Consider the following 20,180-nt stretch of genomic DNA (forward strand, 5'->3'; position numbering starts at 1 on the left):
CGACTACGACCCGACCGTGCCGCCCGAGCAGGCGATCCGCGACTGGTACAACGACACCACCAGCCAGCCGAAGCCCGCCCCGAAAGCCACCGTGCAATGGCGGCACATCTTCACCTGCTGGAACGCGGTCGAACTCGACTTCCACCGCTTCGGCATCGACCTGGCCGACGTCCTCGACACCCGCGACTGGCGCTGGTTCACCCTGCGCGTCGGAGACCTCCTCTCCGACGAAACCTCACGGCTGGCCACCACCGTGAAAACACTCCTGACCATCGAAGGCGAGGTGCCCCATGTCTGACATGACCGTCGGTACCCTCGTCGCGAAACTGGAACTCGACCGCGGCACCTACGACTCCGACATCCGCAAGGCTGGGAACTCGTTCCAGCAGCTCGCTCAGCAGGCCGATCGGGCGTCGCAGAAGATCAGCACCATTCGCACCCCCGAGGGTGTACTCACCATCAGCCGCGACGGCGACAAGATCACCACCACTCTCAAGAAGATCGGCACCGAGGCCGACGGCACCGCCAAGGACGTCGACAAGATCGGCACCTCCGCCAAGCAGGCCTCCAATGACCTCGGTAAGACCGGCGACGGAATGTCCAAGGCGCGTAAGAAGATCGAATCCGACGCCAAGGGTGCGGCGAAGGATGTCGAGAAGATCGGCGACTCGGCGAAGAAGTCCAGCGACGAAGTGGTCACCGGAACCCAGAAGATCGGCAACGCGTTCCGCGCGCAGCTCGCCGAGATGGCCACCGGTGCCCGCGACCAGGGCATGGAGGGCGGGGGATCGTTCGTCGCCGGATTCGGAACCAAAGCAGCGGAACTCGGCGGCAAGGCCGGGCCTATCGGTGCCGCGCTGGCCGCAGCCGTCGGCCTGGGCGCGATCTTCGGCACCAAGCTCGGCCAGGCCGTTGCCGACGGGCTGAAAATCGATCAGGATCGCCGCGGTGCGGCCGCCACGTTCGGCTGGACCGATGCCCAGCTCGAACAGGCCGGTAAGGCTGCGGGTAACGCCTACGGCAACAACTTCGGCGAATCGGTCAAGTCGAACCTGTCGACTGCTGGTGTCGCCATCCAGGCCGGCCTCCTCAACGGGACAGAGACCGCAGGGCAGATCGAACCGATCATCGAGAAGCTGACGACCGTCTCGACGATCATGGGCACCGAGATCCCCGAGACCGCGCGCGCCGCCGGACAGATGGTCAAGACCGGTCTGGCCGGCAGCGCCGCCGACGCACTCGACCAGCTGACCGTCGCGCAGCAGAAGGGCCTCAACCTCTCCGATGACCTGCTCGACACGGTCACCGAGTACGGCACCCAATACCGCAAACTCGGCATCGACGGGGCCACCGCGCTGGGCACCATCTCGCAGATGATGTCCGGCGGTGCCCGCGACACCGACATCGCCGCCGACGCACTCAAAGAGTTCAGCCTGCGCGTCATCGACGGATCTGCCACCACCCAGGACGCCTACAAGTCGTTGGGCCTCAACGTCAACGACACCGCTGAGGCATTCGGCAAGGGCGGCGAGTCCGCCAAGAACATGGCCGCCACCGTCATCGCGAAACTCCGCGACATCCAAGACCCGGTGGAGCGCAACCGCATCGGCGTGGAACTGTTCGGCACGCAGTGGGAAGACCTCGGCGGGGCGATCAACAAGATGGACCTATCCAAGGCGTCAACAGAGCTCGGCGACGTCGGCGGTGCCGCCGACCGGGCAGCCCAGCAAATGTCGGGGCCTGGGGCTGCTCTAGAGACCGCGAAACGCAAGATTGAGGTCGCCGCCGATGCGATCAAACTGAAGCTGGCCGAGGCGTTCGGGCCGTCACTGCAAGACTTCGGCAACTGGGTGCAAACCCACCAAACCGAGATCGTCGACTTCTTCGCCCGCGTCGGCGAGGCCGCGCTCACCGTCGTCAGCGCCGTCCTGAAAATCGGTGCCGCAGTCGCGTTCACCGGCGGTGCGCTCCTGGACGCCACCTCCACGTTCGTCGCCCCATTCAAGGGTGGGCTGCAGGCTATCGAGGCGCTCGGCAGCGCAATGTCGCACCTGCCGGGGTCCGCGGGCCAGGCCGGTGCCGCGGTGCGCGACGCGGCGAAAGAAGGCGTCGCGATGATCGACTCCATCGGCAAGATGGGCGACACCGCCACCGATGCTGCCGGGAAGATGTGGCAGCTCGCCGACAAGGTGTCCGCCGGCAAGGCCACCCTCGAAGATTTCCGCAACGCACAATCTGAGACCGCCGACCAGGCGGGAGTGCTCACCCAAGCACTCGGAGGTACCGCGAACGCTGTCGTCGCCATCCCTGACGGCAAATCCATCATCCTGTCCGACAACACCCCGGAAACGACCGGACGCCTCGAGGCGCTCGGTCTGAAGGTCACCACTCTGCCCAACGGTCAGGTGAAGGTGACCGCCGACACCGCTGCAGCCTCCATCACCCTCGACGCGTTCATCCAGCAGCAGCGCGTGATCCGCGTTCCCGTGGAATGGACGTCGGGTGGCACCACCTGGACCGGTGATCCGACCTCGGGCTACAACGATGTCGGCGGCTCGTCGATCCGTATGCGCGCCAACGGTGCCGTGGTCGCGGCGATGGCCGGCGGCGGCATGAGGATGATCACCAAACCGCAGAGCGCCGACATCTACGCCGGCCGCGGCGCGGGCACCGTTTTCGCCGAGCAGGAGACCGGCGGCGAAGCCTACATTCCGCTCGCCCCGACGAAGCGGAACCGGTCGATGGCGATCCTCACCGAGACGGCACGACTGTTCGGGTACGGCCTCGTCGACACGAAAGCGCTCCTCGCACAGTCGTTCGCCGACGGCGCGATCAGCGGCGCCGACATTGCCCGCATGGGCGGCGGGACCGTCAACCTGTCGCTCTGGAAGGCGGTGAAGGCGCACAACCCGAACGCGGTGCTCACCTCGGCGAAGACCGATCACGACGCCGACGGCGGCTACCACCCGAAGGGTGACGCGATCGACGTCGACCCGTCGAAGACCAACCTCGACTATCTGTGGTCGGTGCGCGACCAGCTCGCCCAGATCATCTACGACGACGCCACACACGTCTGGTACAACGTCAACGGTGAGCGCGCCGAAGGCGCTGCCGCCCGCGCGATCTACGGCGCCGACACCATGGCCCAGCACGGCAACCACATCCACGTCGCCGCCCTGCACGAGCTTAAAGATGCTGCAGCGCAACAGAAAACGGCGATGCAGCGCACACCGATCAACGACATCACCCTGACCGGCGACTCGTCGAAGGATGACGTCGCATCGAAGATCATCGCCGAGGGGCGCCGCCGCGGCTACAGCGACGACCAGATCAAGGCGATCCTGTCGACGGGGCTGCAGGAGTCGGGCCTGAACCCGAACGCCTCAGGCGGCTCCGGGGCCTGGCACGGTGTGTTCCAGCAGGATTCGAGCTACGCCGGCCGCGACAACCCGAACACCAACATCACCGGGTTCTACGACCGCCTCGACGCGAAACGCAAAGCAGACCCGAAGGCCGACATCTGGAAGGACATCTTCTGGGTGCAGCAGGCGCCCGGCGCAGACAGCGCCGAATCCGCCTACTCCACCGGACGCCAGGGGTATCTCAGCGAGATCCAATCCCAGCAGGGCGCCGCGGGATCGCTGCTGTCGAAGCTTTCGGCGAAGGTCGGTGGCACGCTCGCTCCCGCTCCCACAGCGCAGGGACCGGCGCAGCCGACGGGCGCGGTGCAGAACGTGTTCGTCACCAACTGGCCCAGCAGCTACGACACCACATCCAGCAGCACCCCGACGACGGACACCACGCCTGTACCGAGTGCTGCGGTGTCGACCGATGTTGTCGGGAAGGGCCCGCTGCCGCTGGTGGCCTACGCCGACGGCGGGTTCAATCCGATCCCCGGTTCCGCCGAGATGCTCCACACGCCTCGCGCATGGATCACTCTCGCCGGGGAGGCCGGACCGGAGGCCTACATTCCCACGTCCCCATCCAAGCGGGCGTCGTCGATCCCCCTGTGGATCGAGACGGGCAAACGACTCGGCATCCTCCGCGCCTACGCCGACGGCGGGTTCGGCGGCTACAGCGACGACACCACCGACTGGATGGCGCCGAAGAACCTCGACGACTGGCTCGCGCTCGGGGCGGGCGGGTTCTTCACCGCAGCATCCGTTGTCGCCCCGTACGCAGCGATGGTCGCCCAGGCCGCCACTGCCGGCGAAGTGTCGATGAGCCTGTCGGACCTCGCACCGAAACCCGACACCGGCAACAACACGGTCGCCGGTCTGGCAGAAATCGTCAGCCAGCAAACCAGCGCGATGTCTCAGCAGATCGAGGAGCTGAAGAAGGCCGTGAGAGAAGGCAAGCACGTGTACATCACGGTCAAAGACGCCACCGGTCTGCTCGAGAAGTCCGGTATCCGACTGGCGGCGATGTGACCTCACCGATCTCGGTGCTCCTCACCGACTTCTGGGGCAACACGTGGGATCTCACACCACCAGCACAGCCGTACCCGCGGCAGGTGGGTTTGCGGCTCAAAGAGATCAGCGGTCTGGCGGGGGCGCCGTTCTCCTTCACGGAGGTGGCCGGTGTCACCACCGACGGCGTGCTCGTCACCGGACGCAAGGACGACCCCAACACCATCAAGATCAAGCTGTGGGTCGACTACCCCGGCGGTGGCCCCGACGCGGTCGCCTACCTGATGGGGTGGCGGCGCGCCCTCGGCCGCGGGCTGGCGCGGGACGTGAACACTCCGCCGCTGCAGCTGACGGTCGGCGAGACCGGCCGCTGGCAGGACGTCCGGCTGCTGTCAGCCGACGCCGAACCGGACCTGCAATCCATCGCCTCTCCCGGCGGTATGGCGTTGGAAGAGTTGACGCTGCGCTCCGACCTCACGTGGTGGCGCGCCGACCCGATCGTCCGCACCTTCACCGGGCAGACCGCCATCGGATCAGCGACCGTCCCGAACCGCGGCGACATCGACGTGTGGCCCCAGCTCAAGCTCACCGGGCCGATCACCACACCGAAGATCGGCATCGCCGGTGAACTGATCTCGCTGCCGAACCTGGCCGCCGGTCAGTGGCTCGACATCGACGCCGACCCCGACTACTGGTCGGCGCTCGACCAGGCGGGCAACGACCGGTCGTGGGACATCGGCATCCGCTGGCAGAAGCAGGTGCCGGCCAACACCGAGAACGCCGTCGTGTCGGTCACCGGAACCGGGATCACCGCCGCCACGAGCTTGACGGTGACCGTGCCGCAATACTTTTGGGCGGCGATCTGATGGCAGACCCCGGATACCCGCAGGCGATCACCGACCCGCAGTGGGATTACCTCGACCTCGGGCTGCGGTCGCCCGACGGCACGCTCATCGACCGTCGCCCCATCGGCACCACCCTGTCCGACGAGATCGAATTCAGCTTCGGCGTCGACCCCGGCGCGTTCTCCATCCAGCTCCCGCCGAAGCATCCGCTCCTCGACGAGGTCACCGATATCCGCCGCAAGGCCTGGCACATCTTCGCCGCCTACGACGGCGTCGAATACACCGGACGGATCCTCAAGCGCCGCGCCTCCGGTCCGAACGAGCAGGGCGACCTGTGGTCGGGCCTGGACTACCGGCACCACCTGTCACGGTCCTCGGCGTGGGTGAACAACACTGCCCCGCCCGAGGTGCAGTTCAACATCACCGGCAAACAGGACGTCGTGTGGGGCCCGGTCGATCCGGTGTTCAAAAACTACGTGTCGAAGGTGTTCACCCGCCTGAACAAACCGCTGTACGTGCGGCTGCCGCTGCGGTGGCCGACAGCGTGGACGAACGCCAACCAGACGAACGTGAACGCGATCAACGAGCTCGACGACCTCCTCGACATCATCTGGGGTGCCAGCCAAGACCTCATCGCGCTGCCGGCACGGTTCACGCAGCTCGACGACCTGTTCCGGCCGACGTGCGAGCGCCTCGAAATGGGTGTGACCGTTGACCTGTGGGACGGGCGCGGCGACAAACCGTTCGTGTTCTCCACCGACACGGTCGGCAAACTGCAGTCGATCCTCGACCACACCTCCGACCACTTCCTGGACCTGTCGCAACTCGGTTCGGTGTCGTCGGGGCTGTTCTCGTTCGAACCGAACCGTGCCTGCTACGTCTTCGACACGCAGGAGAAGTTCCCGAACCAGAAGGTGCAGTTCCACACCAACGCCCAGGCGGGCATCGACTCGTGGGTGATGGAAGAAACCCACGCCGACGCCACCAGGGCTGTCGTCGGCGGCAAGGCACCCGAGGTGCTGAACCAGTTGATCGAGATCGGCGCGAACCTGGCGATCTCGGCGATCATCTTCGCCATCTCGCTCATCCCCGGTGCCGGCGCGATCGCGGGACTGTCGCTGACCGTCGGTGACCTGTTCGACGACGTGTTCTTCGCCTACCAGGTGTTCGCCGACCACGATCTCGAGGACGACATCGGTGACGATGACGCGTTCGGGGAGATCTTCGCCGACAACACCGCCGCCTACAGCCTCGACGGCTACGCCACCGGCAAACGCGCCCTTCACGAGCACGGTGGCACCCGAACCCTCGAGGTACAGGTGTCCACCGGTGGGCCGAAAGGCATGGGCATCCACTTCGGCCAGGACGAGACGGGTGTCCGCGGTGCACGCAAGTACCAGCCCGGCGACATCGTCACTCTCTGGGATAGAGGCACCTCGACCGAGCAGTACGTGTCGAAGGTGACGTTGTCGCGCAACCGCGACAACGGGTGGGCGGAGAAAGCCAACATCGGCAAATCGAAGCAGTCGCAGGGGCTTTGGGAACGAATCATCACCGGAGTTCAGGACGGTGCCGCATCCATTCGTGGCCTGTCCAACAGTGTCTAGGAGGCACGTCATGACCACCAAACCCGCGTACCGCGAGATCGACATGATGGGCGACAACCGGTCGAACCGCTGGGGTGCGAGCGTGGCGAACGATCTGCTGCACACCGAGGACGGCTACTCGACCGCCGTGGAGCTGGCCATCTCGCTGAACAACCGCAACGACGCCAGCTACCACTATGTGATCCGCGACGGCATCGTGGTCGACCTCGTCGACACCGACTACGCAAGTTGGAGTGTGCTGGATGCCAATCCGTACACGATCAACATCTGCTTCGCCGGCAGCTTCGCGTCCTGGTCGCGCGCGCAGTGGCTAGATCGCGAGGGCGACATCGCCATTGCCGCATGGCTGATGGTGCAGGACAGCAAGAAGTATGGCTTCCCGCTGACCGTGATCACCCCGCCGTACCACCGCGGCCGAGGTCTGAGTGACCACAAGTACGTCACGCAGTGCCTTGGGATCGGCACGCACACCGACGTCGGCAACCACTTTCCGTGGGACGTCTTCGCCCGCTACATCACCGCCTACTCGTCAGGAGTGCACGTGGAACCGCCCGTCAATCAGATCAACGCCGAGGCTGCCCGCGCCACGTGGCTCGGGCAGCGCATCACCAGCGGCGAGAACATCACCCCAGACGGGCGTGGCCGCTGGGCGCAGTTCGAGGCGGGCTACGTGTACTGGTCTCCGACGACGGGGGCGCACGCGATCCCCACCTACCTGTTTCAGACGTGGGCGGCACTGAAGTACGAGCGCGGCCCGCTCGGCTATCCGATCGGTGACCACACGGTGCTCACTGACGGCGAGGTGCAGGGCTTCGAGCATGGCGCGATCTACCGTAAAGGTCACCTCGGCAACAACGAGCAGCCCGGCTACTTCGTGACCGGAGACATCCGATCCCACTGGAACCGCACGGGTTTCGAGAAAGGTCCGTATGGGTGGCCTGCCTCGAACGAGATCGTCAACAAGAGCGGCACTCGCTACCAGGTGTTCGAGAAGGGACGCCTGGTGTGGTCCCCCGACAAGGTCGTCGGACTCGTGCCGCAAGACGGCCCCGACATCATCAACTGAGAGGAACTCGACATGGCAACCGCCGCTGACAAACTGACCGTTCAGGTCAACCCCGTCTACGTCCAGGGCAACACGTGGGGTGACAAGGTGTCTCGCTCCGCCAAAGCCATCACCGGCGGCATCACCGCGCTGCTGGGCATCGTGACCCCGCTGATCGCGATCCTCGGGGATGTGTCGATCCCCGCGCAGGTGTACGCCTGGATCTCCGGAGCCATCGCCGTGCTGACCGCGTTCAATGTGTGGCTGACCGCCAACACCCCGAAGGTCGCCGACATCGCCGACTCGACTGAGGATCTCGTCGAGGACGTCCTGCACCGAGACGTGTGAGCGGTGCCGACGTGGTTGTCCCCTTCGGCGTGGAACGGCGTCGGGATAGTCAGCTTCATCATCGTGGTCGCAGCGTTCGCGGCGCTCGCGCTGATCCGGGGCTGGCTGGTGCTGGGGATCCACCATCGCGAGATCGTCGCCGAGAAGGATCGGGCGATCGACCGCATGTCAGCCCGCGCCGCCGCCGATCAGGACTCCATCTCTTCGCTCGCGGAGACGGTGGCGTCCTATCGGGTGGCCGGCGAACTGCAGGCGCACTACCTCGAGGCGGTGCGCGAGGCGATCTCCTCCACACGGAACAGGGAGCCGTCGTAGTGCAGTGGCCGTGGACGAAAGAGATGATCGACGCCCGCGAGCAGGCCGAGCAGGCCGAGCAGGAACTTGCCGAGTCCCGGCGCCGCCGTGACCGCATCGCCGAGGATGCCCCGAAAGATCGCCAGCCCGCCCAGGTGCTGCGAATGCACCTCGAGCGCAACGGATTCACCGAACTACTCAGAGAGGCCATGAAACGACAATGACGCTGGCACCGATCGACTTAGGCGACGCGGCAGCGATCGTCGTCACCGTCGAGATGATCATCTTCACCACCCTGTACGCGTGGCGGTCGAAGCCGTGGAAGTCGTGGCCCCACAACCGCGTCGGCGTCGTGTTCCTCGGGCTCTGTGTCACGTTCACAGTGTTCCTCGTCCAGCTGTCGATTACCTACATCACCGACAGCGCCTACCCGTGGCGCGAGATCATCCGCCCCATCGCCTACTGGCTGGGTGCGGTCGGTCTTGCGCCGATGATCGCGATCCTGCTCATCGAGCAGAACCGGGACCGAAAGGGCCGCAAGTGAGAGTCATCAAGGTACGCGGGACGGGGGAACCGATGGTCGGCAACATGCTCACGCCGATACCCGGCGAGGAGCTGGACTACCGCGCGGAGATCGCACCCATCGGCTCCCGCTCCTACGCAGAATCGGTGCGCGACATTCGCGCGCACCTGCGCGGCATCGACGCCGCCGGACAGCCGTGGATTGGTGTCGCTTACAGTCTCGGCGCGGCTGGACTGGGCGACTACGCGGCGTTCGACCGGCCGGAGCATTGCGCCGGCGTCGTGTTGGTCGCTGACCCTCGCCGCCACCGCAGCCAGTGCGCCAACGGCGGCGTTTCCCTCGCGAATTGGGGTATCGCGGGTGAGCGTCGGATCGCGTCGGTGCCCGTGTGGTCGTTCGCGGTGCCCGACGATCCGATCACCGCGTGCCCCGGCGACAACGGTGCGCGCACCATCGCCAACACCGTCACCGGGCTGACGCAGCCGGTGCCGGGCCGCTGGTGGGATGCCGGCTACACCCTCGCGTGGGCGTGGAAGTACTTCCAGCAGAATTCCCGTCACTGCGTGTACGGGATCGAGAAGATGCCCGGCGATCACCGCACCTACGTGCAGGCCGCCGCGGACGCCGTGCGGGGTGTCGCGTGAGAATCCCATCCGACAAGCCGACCGCCCACGACTACTCGAACTACCTGGTTGCCACCCTCGAACAGATGCTGCCCGCGCCGCTGGGCGATCTCCTCGAGATCATCTCCGGTGTCGAGGACGGCGACCTCAACGACGTCGGCACCTGGGTCAACAACCTGAAGAACGTTCTAGGCGGCGGGTCGGGTGGCATCTCGTTTCCGGGTGCGGTGATCGGCGGGATCATCGCGGCGATCACGCAAACGTGGTTCGGGGCGTCGTACACGAATCAGACACCGGAAGGTGTTGCAGCGGCGATCAACTCGATCAAGTCGGCGATCTACGGAGACATCACCATGTGGCGATTGACTGGCAGCGGCTCGTTCACTGTCCCCGACTGCAAGTACCTGCACGTCGCGTGCATCGGCGCGGGCGATGGGGGTCAGGGTGGACACAAGGGGAGCCAGACGGTATCGACACCACCACAAGGCGGTAGTGCCGGGGGCTTCAACTCACAGCTGTTCACTCCATCTGAACTCGGTGGCGTCGGCGCCACTGTCACCTATACCTGCGGCATCCCCGGCAGTGGGGGGGTGGGCGCGACGGCGACTAACGGAACGGGCGGCGCCGGCGGTATGGGCACTGAAACCACATTCGGAACCTACCTCTCCTCAGTGAAAGGCCAGTCGACCATCGGGACGCACGACGGATTCCTCGCGTCTGCGTCCGCACCGGGGCGGGGAGGCGATGCAGGCTTCTACAACGGTTCGGCGATGATGGCCTCGCCGACCGCCGGTGGCGGGACGCCAGTGGGCGCTGGCGGCGCGGCCGGTACGGCGTCGAGCCGCGACGGTGCGGACGCTCCTGACGCCACAGTTACGCGGTCCCCCAGTGGTGGTGGCGGCGGCGGCGGCGGCTACGGGGCGAACGGGGCAGTCCCTGGGCTGGGAAAGAACGGCTCGGTTGGCGGCGGCGGCGGTGCGGGCGGTGGCTCCGGCCACATGTTCTTCAACGGTTCGGCTGGCGGGCGTGGCGGGTACGGGGAAATTCAGATCGTGACGGAATGAGGAAGCAATGACACAGTTTTCATCCACCGACCTCACCACCGAGATGCAGGGAGGACATTTCTCGGCCACCATCACCGGCACACTCACAGGCATCGCGAAAAACGTGATCGGCGGATTCGCTGAAGCCACCATCGACATCGGCGAAAAAGACGGCTCCTACGCCGTCATCCGCTTCTTCGACAGCGACCCCATTCAGGTCGATGCCGAAATCGTCGAACAACCCGTCATCCCGGCACCGCCACTACCCGAGCCGAGCAGCGATCAGGGGCCGACCGCATGACCCCGACCCCGCACCCGTCGAAGTGTGCCGCGTCGGGACGTGATGGCGTGGCGGGGAACATTCAGCGGCACGACAACCCCGTACATGCCGACATTCACCCCGGCGGATGCTTCGGGGTCGTCGGGCGGCACAACGCAGTACTGGCCGCGAATCTGCAACGCCCACAAGACGACACAACCTCGGAGGTAGTGGTGACCGTGGAAGACACCGCAAGCGTCGCGCAACTCGACGCCATCGACGCAGCGAGCGAGGAGGCCACGGCATGACGACACTCATCACCATCAAGGACACGCTCCTCAACATCGCCGGCGCAGCCGCCGGTGAACGACTCCGCTTCGCCCCCCGCGGCATCTCCGCCAGCACCATGAGCACCAACTACGTTGACGTGCCCTCAGACACCTCGACCGGAGCGTTCACCGCCCAGCTGCAACCCGGCCAGGCGATGGTGTCGATCGGGCATCGCACCAGCATCCCCTTCACCGTGCCGTCGACGCCGAAAACGTCGGGTGACGGCTCCTACACCCTGTGGGAGCTGATCCAGGCCAACGTGCAGATCCCGGCAGCCACACCCGCCCAGGTCATCCAGCAGGCCGTCGCCAGTCAGGTCGGGAGTGCTGTCACAGACCAGGTGTCGGAGGCCATCGAGGAAGCGGACCTTGGACAAGTACCGCTGCGTACCCTGTACCGACCGATGACTGACATCATCTCGTCAAGCGTGCTGACCACCGACCAATACCTATTCGCGGCCCCATCGGACTACACAAATCTGTGGGGCACCCGTTGGGACTCGGCGAACTACAACACCCAGGGTCAAAACCTCATCCCCGTCACCGCTGGCACCCCCGCCTCTGGATGCATCAACGACAGCAGCGGACGCTACACCACCAGCGGCTCAAGCAAAATCCCCTTCGGCTCCGTCATCGACATCGAGTTCATATTCACCGGCGACAAGCTCGACATCATGATGCAGACATTCGGCTACTTCGACTCTCAGGTGTACATCGAGGACGAGGGCCGGATGAAGAAGGCGAAGCCGCTTCCGTTGGCGGGCAACTATTCCGGCTACTCGTACCGCTCGCTGCGGTTCGCTGAGATCGCCACACGACGCATCAGGGTGGTGATGCCCGCCGTGTACTTCGTGCAGATCATGCACGAGCGGTCCGCGATCCTGGCTCCCAGCCCCGACAGGCCGCTGATCGTGACGACGGGAGACTCGTACTTCGAGTCGTGCGGTGCGTACAACTCGGGGTCGGCGCGGAGCTTCGTGACGTACGGGATGATCGACGCGCTCATCGAGGCGACCGGCTTCGCGGTGGCGAGGTGTGCGCAGGGTGGCACCGGCTATTTCAACGACGGCACGGGGGCCGCTGGCTCGTTGACGGCAGTGGCGTCCAATACTGCGCACACCAGCCCTTTCGGTTCGGCCCCCAGGGTCGCCTACTACGGCAAGTTCCTCGGCTCGGTCGCCAAGCCGGTGGCCGTCCTCGTCAACGGAACCTGCAACGACGGCGGACTGTCGGGTGACGGCACGAACGCCTCACAGGCAGGGATGCAGACGCGCGTCACCGCGCTACTCAACGCCATCGCGGCACGCGACCCGAAGGTGGGGATCGTCGCCATCGGGCCAGAACCCATCAACGACAGTTACGGGTCGGGCGCACACGCCACCAATCGTCTCGGTATCCAGGCGGCGATAGCCGCGCACGCACAGGGAATCGGCTTCGCTGACGCCAACAACCCCACGACGCCGTGGTGGACCGGCACCGGCTACGAAAAGAGTGTGTCTACCTCTCAGCAGGCGCAGATGGTGGGTGCCGATCAGATTCACCCCAACTGGTTCGGGCACAAGTACTACGGCTCCCGAATCGCTGCGGCGATTGGAGACTTTCGGGTGCCCAAGGATCGCGCGGAAAGGGCCGCATGATGGACGAACTGACAGAACGATTTATGGAGGCTGGTAACGACATGCTTCCCGACCTGCCCGACACGCCGCTGATCCCGCCCGCCGATCTCAACTTTGGAGACGATGACTGATGGCAATCCAATCCGGCCCCGGCTTCCTCGCCTCACTCAACCCGTCCGAGCTTGCGGGCATGGCCTACAGCAACGCCTCCTACTACATGCAGAACGACTACACCCTGGCAGTGGCAGTCTCTTCTGCGGCACAGACGCTCACCGCCACCCCGAAGCTCAACGTTTTTACCGGCTCGTCGGCGGTCACATGGACCCTCCCTGCGGTGGCGGGAAATACCGGACGATTTATCCGGATCAAGAATCGCGGCTCAGCAACACTCACCATATCTCGGGCCGGATCAGATCAGATCTACTCGACTGCCGCCAATACCACCGTCACAGTCGCAGCGGGTGTAGCACTGTTGCTCATCAACGACGGCACGTACTGGCTCACAAACTAAGCCCGCCCATAACGCGAAGTCTGAGGCGGCACGACATACCAAGCGAACAGCCCGAAGAGTTGACATGTCCTCGCACACTGCAAAGAAACTTGGCGAGCGTGAGGCGTTGGTCGCCCCCGTTCATGTCAGCGTCGCCACACCCATACATGCTCTTTCGGGACCAGCGGGGCACCTTCGGGTCCGGCGACATAGGGCGCGATCCAACGCTTTTCGGTCTTCGCACCGCGAGGTCCGGTGTGATAGGTGCGCATGTGACCGCGCACGATCCAGCGGTGGGTGTAGTCACGACCGTCGCTGGCTGCCTTTCCGTCCGGACCGACTGTCCACTCTCGGACGGTCCGGAGGTCGATGACTGTGACTGCGGGCACGGGTCGTGTGCGGGTTTCTTTCGCCGACCCGTCTTCGCGGAAGTTGGCGGGTCGGGTCGAGCCGACCTGGGGCTGTTGCGATAGCAGCATCGTGGCGCACAGGATGCGCCAGATCGCCAGCTCGGGTGCGATGCTGTGATCGCCCACGCGCACCGTATCGTCGCGGCCGTCGCTGAAACGCACGGTGATCAAGGACAGTGGGCTGGGTGGGCGTCCGGCGATGGCCTGGCGTGTCCACAGCTCGATGCGGACGCCGTCCATGTCCGCATCCTGTGACCACTCGGGGATCGGAGCCCACGACACCGCGTCGATCGTCACGGTGCGCTCGTCGCGGTCGGCGGACCGGTTGACCACGCGGATCGGGAGTCCGCCATCCCACACGAGCAGACCCGACCGTGTCTCAGCGTCACGGTCCCAGTGGGGTAGCTCGCCGCCGCACAGGCCAGTGTCGGCTGCGAGGGTCGTCATGTCCGGTGCGACCCACCACAGCGAGGCGGTCTCCAGCTCTTTCGCCTCGCGCCGCCACAGATCGCTGACACTCGACCCTTCAGTTCCCCTTGGCTGCTCATCGACCACGCGACTGGCGTGGTTCAGGCCGGCGGCCAGGTCCATCCTGACCGCCGGCAATGTCACTGCGCGTAGAGGTCGCACCACCAGCGCCCGACTACGCCGCGGTGACCTGCGCGGCGAACAGGCCCCAGTCGGGACCGGATTCGATGTCGCCGGTGCGCTTCCACCCGGCGGCGTCCAGCGCGGCGTCGAGGGCTTCCTCGTTGGGCTCCCCGTCGTCGAACAGGTTGTCGGCGGGGAACTCGGCGATGGTGGAGGCGTCGTCGGCGTCCTGGATGAGGATGGTGTTCTCGTCGCGGGAGATGTGGGCGTTGATCATGTCGGGCTCCTTGGTCGGTGTTCCTTGACTGTGTAACCAGTATTGCAGCATTACTCGTTACTCGTCAAGTGGTCGAGCAAAATCTTCCGGACGTATTTCGCGGTGCCCATCCCGGCCTCTTTTGCGTGCTCGTCCAGCTCCGCCTTGGCGGCTGCGGGTAGGGAAACGGTGACGCGGGGCGAGTGTGTCCCGTCGCCGGATAGGGAGGTCCCGCCGGGCGTGAGTCCTCGGGTGTTGGGTGCAGTGTTCGCCATGCGGTGAGCGTATCGCGTATTGCTGCATTAGTCGATACCAAAGTGTTGACGGTATACGAGTATTGCGGCTATACTGGTATCACACCACGAGAGAGGGACACCATGAAAACCACACTCACCCCCCACCGAGTCACCGACCCCCGCGGAAGCATCATCCTCGTCATGGCTACCGACGAGCACGACGCTCACGCGAAAGCCGAAGCCCACGCCCAGACGATCCGCGAAGCACTCGGACACTGACCGACGCGAGACCCCCGGACCCGAAAGGGCCCGGGGGTCTCGTCCGGCACGCGACCGAACCGATCCGGCCCGGCCTCACACGTGTGCGAATTCAAGGTTCGGCCCCGAACCTTGAATTGCTGCCGGCCGAGTTCAAGGTTCCTTGACTCGTCCACCGCGTGACCGACACCGCGAACCGATCCGGCCTGGCACACGTCCAAGAGGGCATGAACAACCTCGACGAGCACACCTGCCCGAACTGCGGCTACCCCGACCCCACCCTCGCGATCCTGTGGACCACCGCAGACCCGGAGTGGTGGCAGCGAGACGAGCACGACGAATGACGAGACCCCCGTCGCCTTCTTCCCAGAGGCGGCGGGGGTCTTTTCGTGTCTGGGCGTCCCCGAACACATGTGCGAGTGTAGCGGCTCTAGGCGGACAGCAGATCCCCGATCGCCCTCGCCGCCGCCTTGCCCGACGTGCGATCCAAATGCCCATAGCGATCAATGGTCGTGGTGATCGACTCATGCCCCAAGTGAGCCTGGATCATCGGTAGCGGGATGCCCGAAGCGATCATCCACGACGCGTTCGTGTGCCGCAGATCATGCACACGCGGCGTCTTCGTCAAACCGTGCTCCCTCGCAGCACGTCGCGCCGGTTCCCACGCCCGACGCCAGAAACCCTGAGGACTCACGGGACCACCCGAGCTCAGGCTGAACAACCACTCGCCGTCGGCATGTCTCCCGGCAACCTCGACGGCCTGCGGGGTCAGGTCGATCGTGCGACGAGACTTCCTCGTCTTCGGTGGCCCCAAACGCCGGCTGTAGCCGCCCGAGTACTTCCACGCCCGACCGACCCGGGCAGTGGCGTTCTCGACATCGATGTCGCCGGGGCGTAGTGCCGTCGCCTCCCCGAAGCGCATACCGGTCGACACCAGCCATAGCGCGAGATCGGCGAACATCGGGCGCGTGATACCTCCGTGGACAACAGCGAACTCAGTCGGCGACAAGAACACCATCTCCTTCCGCTCAGTCTCGGGCAGCCGAAGACCTTCGCCCTCGGTGATCGTGTCCGCTAACACCTGGACTGACAAGCCCGTGTCCAAACTGTGTCCACGACGGCCACGGACCCCCTGACGCACAACACCCCCTCACCGGCATCACTGCTGGTGAGGGGGTGTTTTCTGCGTTGTAGCCCCGACGGGATTCGAACCCGCGCTACCGCCTTGAGAGGGCGGCGTCCTAGGCCGCTAGACGACGGGGCCAAGACTTGCTCTTCACGACTGTTGTCACATCGATCTCTGCGATTCGAACCGCTGAGAGCCTCCGCAACTCTAGCCTCCCGAGCGGGATTCACCAAACTGGTGTACAACCCTGCTCGTGGCTGGGGTACCAGGACTCGAACCTAGAATGGCTGAACCAGAATCAGCTGTGTTGCCAATTACACCATACCCCATTGGTCAGCCCCTCTTCCCGCTCTCGCGGGCTCGAAAAGCGCCGTGAGAGAGACTACCAAAGACACCCGCCCTAACTACAAATCGGCAGGTGAGGGAAGGTTTTGAGCCGCCGAGCGCAACCGGTCGACGGTGACATCGCGTCCCAGGAGCTCGATCGACTCGAACAGCGGCGGACTGATGTGCGACCCGGTGACGGCGACTCGGACGGGGCCGAACGCCTTGCGCGGCTTGAGTTCGAGACCCTCGACCAACGCAGTCTTGAGCGCGTCCTCGATGGCCGACGTGGACCAGTCGGTCACGCCCTCCAGCGCCTCGATGGCAGCAGCGAGGACGGGTGCGGCGTCGCTGCCGAGATTCTTGCGTGCCGAGGCCTCGTCGACCGCGAAGGACGCGTGTTCGGGGTCGTTGTCGGTGCCGACGTAGAGGAACGAGATCAACGGCCACGCTTCGCTCAGCACCTGGATCCGCGTCTGCACCAACTCCGCGACCGTCGCGAAGGTCGCATCGTCGATCGGTTCGACGAGCTTGCCGTGCTCGATCAGATAGGCGCGCAGTCGCGCGGCGAAATCCTCCGGACTCAGCCGCCGGATGTGTTCGGCGTTGATGGCGTCGGCCTTCTTCTGGTCGAAGCGTGCGGGATTGGAGTTCACCCGGCGCACATCGAAGGCCTCGATCATCTCGTCGATCCCGAAGACGTCGTGATCGTCGGAGATGCCCCACCCCAACAGCGCGAGATAGTTGATGAGTCCCTCACGGATGAATCCACGATCGCGGTGATGGAACAGACTCGACTGCGGGTCGCGCTTGGAGAGCTTCTTGTTGCCCTCCCCCATCACGAACGGGAGATGACCGAACTCCGGCACCCACTCCGCGCGTCCGATGCGCATCAGCGCCTCGTACAGCGCGATCTGGCGGGGTGTGGAGGGCAGCAGATCCTCGCCGCGCAGCACGTGGGTGATCTTCATCGCGGCGTCGTCGACCGGATTGACCAGCGTATAGAGCGGATCCCCGTTGCCACGGGTCAGCGCATAGTCGGGAACGGTGCCCGCTTTGATGGTTGTGCTGCCGCGCACGAGATCGTCCCAGGTGATGTCGTGGTCGGGCATCTTCAGGCGCACAACGGGATTGCGGCCCTCGGCGCGGAAGGCCGCGCGCTGCTCGTCGGTCAGGTCGCGGTCGAAGTTGTCATAGCCGAGCTTCGGATCGCGCCCGGCCGCCCGGTGCCGCGCCTCCACCTCCTCGGCGGTGGAGTACGCCTCGTAGGCCTCGCCGGCCTCGAGGAGTTCGGCGACCACGGCGCGATAGAGATCCCCGCGCTCGGACTGACGATAGGGCGCATACGGTCCACCGACCTCGGGCCCCTCATCCCAGTCGAGGCCGAGCCAGCGCAACGCGTCGAGGATCGCCTCATAGGACTCCTGGGAGTCACGAGCGGCGTCGGTGTCCTCGATGCGGAAGACGAAGGTGCCGCCGGTGTGGCGGGCGTGGGCGAAGTTGAACAGCGCCGTGCGCGCAAGTCCCACATGTGGTGTGCCGGTGGGCGACGGGGAGAACCGCACCCTCACCTGTGTGGGCGCGGCGGTGGAGCTGCCGGCATCGGCCGGTGCGGACTGCGGCGTGCTGTCGACATCATGACTGCTCATGACCCTCAAGGGTATAGCGGCACGCAGGCGCGCTCGGCCCAGCCCTGCCCGCCGCGGGTGCGCAGCCCGACACGCCCGGCGTTGCAGGGCCCCGACGGCATCCGGATCGGTTGCGCGGCCTGCCTGTCAGGCGCTCAGGCCAGGAAGTCGATCAGCAGGGCGTTGACGGTCGCCGGCTGTTCGAGGTAACCCCAATGTCCCGCGTCGGCGACCTCTTCATACCTCGCCCCGGTGATGGCGTCGGCGAGTTCTCGTGACAGATGCGGCAGCAACGTGCGGTCGTCGGCGAATCCGATGACCAGCACCGGCACCGCGATCGTGCCGTAGACGCCCAGACGGTCCAACTCGTCGTCGTGCACACCCATCTGCGCGCGTACACCTGCCGACACCCGGCTTCCCGAGAAGCCGATCACGTCGAGCCAGTCGCGTACTGCCGACTCGTCGGCCAGCGTCGCCGGCGACAGACTCATCTGGGCGGTCACCGCGGCGTGGTAGTCCTCGGGCAGTTCGATACCCCGGTCGTAGATCTCCCGCTCGCCGCGCGACATCGCCGCCTGCAGCGGTGTGGAACGTCCGTAGGAGGCGATGATCACCGCCGAGGCGACGAGATCGGGTCGGGCAACGCAGAGTTCGGCGGTGATGCGTCCGCCGAGCGAGGTCCCGATCACGTGTGCCGGTCCGGCATCGAGGAATTCGATGAGCGCGGCGGTGTCGGCGACCATATCCGACAGCGCGAAACCCTCGGCGCATTCGCTCGTCGGCGCGATCCCGCGGTTGTCGAAGGTGACCACGCGATAGCCCGCGGCGATGAGGGCGGGCTGCTGATGGGCATGCCACACGCGACCGGGAGCGCCGGTGCCCATCACCATCACCACGAGCGGGCCCTGCCCCTGGTCGATGTAGCTGATCTCGATTCCGTTGACGCGAGCGATTTTCGGTGCGATCGGTGGCACGGACCTACCCTCGATCGGCCACCGGGTTGGACAATTCGCCCAACCCTTCGACAGCGACCGACACGGTCTGACCGGCAGCCATCGGGCCCACCCCCGAGGGTGTCCCGGTGAGCAACACATCGCCCGGCATCAGTGTCATGACCGCCGAGATCCACTCCACGATGGCACCGATGTCGTGGATCATCAGACTGGTCCGCGAGCGCTGCTTCACCTCGCCGCCGAGGGTGGTGGTGATCTCCAGATCGCTTGGATCGAGCTCGGTTTCGATCCACGGGCCCAGCGGACAGAACGAGTCGTACCCCTTGGCACGCGTCCACTGACCGTCGATCGCCTGCTGATCACGCGCGGTCACGTCGTTGGCGATGGTGTAGCCGAGGATGACGTCGGCGGCTTTGGCGGCGGGCACATCTCGACACGGCCGGCCGATCACCACCGCGAGCTCACCCTCGAAATCCACCCGCTCAGAACTCTTGGGGCGCAGGATCGGGGCGTTCGGACCGATGATCGACGTGTTGGGTTTGATGAAGATGACCGGACTGTCCGGTGCCGGTCCACCCATCTCGGCGATGTGCTCGACGTAGTTCTTGCCGATACACACCACCTTGCTGGCGAGGATGGGCGCGAGCAACCGGGTATCGGCCAGCGGCCAGGAGCGTCCCGTGAAGGTGGGGGTGCCGAAGGGATGCTCGGCGATTTCCCGAGCACGGGCATCGTTCCCGTCACCGTCGATACTCACGAAAGCCACGCCGTCAGGGCTTGCAATTCGAGCGAGTCGCATGTGTCGACCTTAGCCGAGCACGTCGATCTGCCATCCCGCCTGCCGGGATCGACAGGGGCACGTCGATCCCACATTCCGCGAGTGTCTTAAAATATGAATATGTCGTTCCATATGTTGAGACGCCGACGGGACTGCGCAGCCCCCGGCGCCAATACGGCGGCGGGCAGC

At 65.4% G+C, this 20,180-nt stretch carries 24 protein-coding genes and 2 tRNA genes; 17 read left to right on the top strand and 9 right to left on the bottom strand.

The window, feature by feature from the left end; genetic code table 11:
- Nucleotides 1–16 precede the first annotated feature (16 nt).
- The 15 genes from IEW22_RS04205 (at nt 17) to IEW22_RS04275 (ending at nt 13,452) form a co-directional block, all read left to right on the top strand.
- Complete coding sequence (locus IEW22_RS04205) at nt 17–298, top strand: hypothetical protein (protein WP_188585347.1); 282 nt, start codon at nt 17–19, stop codon at nt 296–298.
- The gene (locus IEW22_RS04210; RefSeq protein ID WP_229742164.1) at nt 291–4,430 is read left to right on the top strand and encodes a phage tail tape measure protein; all 4,140 of its coding nucleotides are present in this window, start codon (nt 291–293) and stop codon (nt 4,428–4,430) included. Before IEW22_RS04205 ends, IEW22_RS04210 begins: the two co-directional genes overlap by 8 nt.
- Nucleotides 4,427–5,275 carry a hypothetical protein gene (locus tag IEW22_RS04215; RefSeq protein ID WP_188585349.1) on the top strand — a complete coding sequence of 283 codons (849 nt, stop codon included), beginning with the start codon at nt 4,427–4,429 and terminating at the stop codon, nt 5,273–5,275. Before IEW22_RS04210 ends, IEW22_RS04215 begins: the two co-directional genes overlap by 4 nt.
- Nucleotides 5,275–6,861, top strand: a complete 1,587-nt coding sequence (locus tag IEW22_RS04220) for a Gp37-like protein (RefSeq protein ID WP_188585350.1) — start codon at nt 5,275–5,277, stop codon at nt 6,859–6,861. Before IEW22_RS04215 ends, IEW22_RS04220 begins: the two co-directional genes overlap by 1 nt.
- 10 nt (nt 6,862–6,871) lie before the next feature.
- Nucleotides 6,872–7,927, top strand: coding sequence for an N-acetylmuramoyl-L-alanine amidase (locus IEW22_RS04225; protein WP_188585351.1), 1,056 nt, complete (start codon nt 6,872–6,874; stop codon nt 7,925–7,927).
- 12 nt (nt 7,928–7,939) lie between these two features.
- Nucleotides 7,940–8,254 (top strand): hypothetical protein, encoded by a 315-nt coding sequence (locus IEW22_RS04230; RefSeq protein ID WP_188585352.1) that lies wholly within the window; start codon nt 7,940–7,942, stop codon nt 8,252–8,254.
- 3 nt (nt 8,255–8,257) lie between these two features.
- Nucleotides 8,258–8,569 (top strand): hypothetical protein, encoded by a 312-nt coding sequence (locus IEW22_RS04235; RefSeq protein ID WP_188585353.1) that lies wholly within the window; start codon nt 8,258–8,260, stop codon nt 8,567–8,569.
- The gene (locus IEW22_RS04240) at nt 8,569–8,772 is read left to right on the top strand and encodes a DUF7620 family protein (protein ID WP_455350586.1); all 204 of its coding nucleotides are present in this window, start codon (nt 8,569–8,571) and stop codon (nt 8,770–8,772) included. Before IEW22_RS04235 ends, IEW22_RS04240 begins: the two co-directional genes overlap by 1 nt.
- Nucleotides 8,769–9,092, top strand: a complete 324-nt coding sequence (locus IEW22_RS04245; RefSeq protein ID WP_188585355.1) for a putative phage holin — start codon at nt 8,769–8,771, stop codon at nt 9,090–9,092. Before IEW22_RS04240 ends, IEW22_RS04245 begins: the two co-directional genes overlap by 4 nt.
- On the top strand, nt 9,089–9,715 hold the full coding sequence (locus IEW22_RS04250) for a hypothetical protein (RefSeq protein WP_188585356.1): 627 nt from the start codon (nt 9,089–9,091) through the stop codon (nt 9,713–9,715). Before IEW22_RS04245 ends, IEW22_RS04250 begins: the two co-directional genes overlap by 4 nt.
- Complete coding sequence (locus tag IEW22_RS04255) at nt 9,712–10,758, top strand: glycine-rich domain-containing protein (RefSeq protein WP_188585357.1); 1,047 nt, start codon at nt 9,712–9,714, stop codon at nt 10,756–10,758. The genes IEW22_RS04250 and IEW22_RS04255 overlap by 4 nt, the downstream gene beginning before the upstream one ends.
- Before the next feature lie 7 nt (nt 10,759–10,765).
- Nucleotides 10,766–11,038, top strand: a complete 273-nt coding sequence (locus IEW22_RS04260; protein ID WP_188585358.1) for a hypothetical protein — start codon at nt 10,766–10,768, stop codon at nt 11,036–11,038.
- A gap of 47 nt (nt 11,039–11,085) precedes the next feature.
- Nucleotides 11,086–11,304 (top strand): hypothetical protein, encoded by a 219-nt coding sequence (locus IEW22_RS04265; RefSeq protein ID WP_188585359.1) that lies wholly within the window; start codon nt 11,086–11,088, stop codon nt 11,302–11,304.
- Nucleotides 11,301–12,962 carry an SGNH/GDSL hydrolase family protein gene (locus IEW22_RS04270; RefSeq protein WP_188585360.1) on the top strand — a complete coding sequence of 554 codons (1,662 nt, stop codon included), beginning with the start codon at nt 11,301–11,303 and terminating at the stop codon, nt 12,960–12,962. The genes IEW22_RS04265 and IEW22_RS04270 overlap by 4 nt, the downstream gene beginning before the upstream one ends.
- A gap of 109 nt (nt 12,963–13,071) precedes the next feature.
- Nucleotides 13,072–13,452, top strand: coding sequence for a hypothetical protein (locus IEW22_RS04275; RefSeq protein WP_188585361.1), 381 nt, complete (start codon nt 13,072–13,074; stop codon nt 13,450–13,452).
- A gap of 125 nt (nt 13,453–13,577) precedes the next feature.
- Here IEW22_RS04275 and IEW22_RS04280 read toward each other — a convergent pair whose 3' ends face one another.
- Genes IEW22_RS04280 through IEW22_RS04290 form a run of 3 tightly spaced genes read right to left on the bottom strand, consistent with a single transcriptional unit; the run spans nt 13,578 to nt 14,963 of the window.
- Nucleotides 13,578–14,453: a hypothetical protein gene (locus IEW22_RS04280; protein ID WP_229742165.1), complete on the bottom strand. Its 876-nt coding sequence runs from the start codon at nt 14,451–14,453 to the stop codon at nt 13,578–13,580.
- Nucleotides 14,454–14,484: 31 nt separating this feature from the next.
- Nucleotides 14,485–14,709, bottom strand: a complete 225-nt coding sequence (locus tag IEW22_RS04285; protein WP_188585363.1) for a hypothetical protein — start codon at nt 14,707–14,709, stop codon at nt 14,485–14,487.
- A 50-nt stretch (nt 14,710–14,759) separates the two neighbouring features.
- Nucleotides 14,760–14,963 carry a ribbon-helix-helix domain-containing protein gene (locus IEW22_RS04290; protein WP_188585364.1) on the bottom strand — a complete coding sequence of 68 codons (204 nt, stop codon included), beginning with the start codon at nt 14,961–14,963 and terminating at the stop codon, nt 14,760–14,762.
- 102 nt (nt 14,964–15,065) lie between these two features.
- Here IEW22_RS04290 and IEW22_RS04295 point away from each other — a divergent pair, with 102 nt between their 5' ends.
- Together IEW22_RS04295 and IEW22_RS04300 are read left to right on the top strand one after the other, a co-directional pair.
- On the top strand, nt 15,066–15,203 hold the full coding sequence (locus IEW22_RS04295) for a hypothetical protein (RefSeq protein ID WP_188585365.1): 138 nt from the start codon (nt 15,066–15,068) through the stop codon (nt 15,201–15,203).
- A 158-nt stretch (nt 15,204–15,361) separates the two neighbouring features.
- Nucleotides 15,362–15,526, top strand: a complete 165-nt coding sequence (locus tag IEW22_RS04300; protein ID WP_188585366.1) for a hypothetical protein — start codon at nt 15,362–15,364, stop codon at nt 15,524–15,526.
- A gap of 86 nt (nt 15,527–15,612) precedes the next feature.
- Here IEW22_RS04300 and IEW22_RS04305 read toward each other — a convergent pair whose 3' ends face one another.
- The 6 genes from IEW22_RS04305 to IEW22_RS04330 form a co-directional block, all read right to left on the bottom strand.
- Nucleotides 15,613–16,143: a site-specific integrase gene (locus IEW22_RS04305; RefSeq protein ID WP_188585367.1), complete on the bottom strand. Its 531-nt coding sequence runs from the start codon at nt 16,141–16,143 to the stop codon at nt 15,613–15,615.
- Nucleotides 16,144–16,373: 230 nt separating this feature from the next.
- Nucleotides 16,374–16,446 (bottom strand) — tRNA-Glu (locus tag IEW22_RS04310).
- A 116-nt stretch (nt 16,447–16,562) separates the two neighbouring features.
- Nucleotides 16,563–16,637 (bottom strand) — tRNA-Gln (locus tag IEW22_RS04315).
- A gap of 75 nt (nt 16,638–16,712) precedes the next feature.
- Nucleotides 16,713–18,281, bottom strand: a complete 1,569-nt coding sequence (gene gltX, locus IEW22_RS04320; RefSeq protein ID WP_188585368.1) for a glutamate--tRNA ligase — start codon at nt 18,279–18,281, stop codon at nt 16,713–16,715.
- Nucleotides 18,282–18,415: 134 nt separating this feature from the next.
- Entirely contained in the window at nt 18,416–19,234 is an 819-nt protein-coding gene (locus IEW22_RS04325; RefSeq protein ID WP_229742166.1) for an alpha/beta fold hydrolase, read from the bottom strand.
- 4 nt (nt 19,235–19,238) lie between these two features.
- Nucleotides 19,239–20,012 carry a fumarylacetoacetate hydrolase family protein gene (locus IEW22_RS04330; RefSeq protein ID WP_188585370.1) on the bottom strand — a complete coding sequence of 258 codons (774 nt, stop codon included), beginning with the start codon at nt 20,010–20,012 and terminating at the stop codon, nt 19,239–19,241.
- Nucleotides 20,013–20,180 lie beyond the last annotated feature (168 nt).

It is taken from the genome of Gordonia jinhuaensis (assembly GCF_014639795.1).
GTDB lineage: Bacteria > Actinomycetota > Actinomycetes > Mycobacteriales > Mycobacteriaceae > Gordonia_B > Gordonia_B jinhuaensis.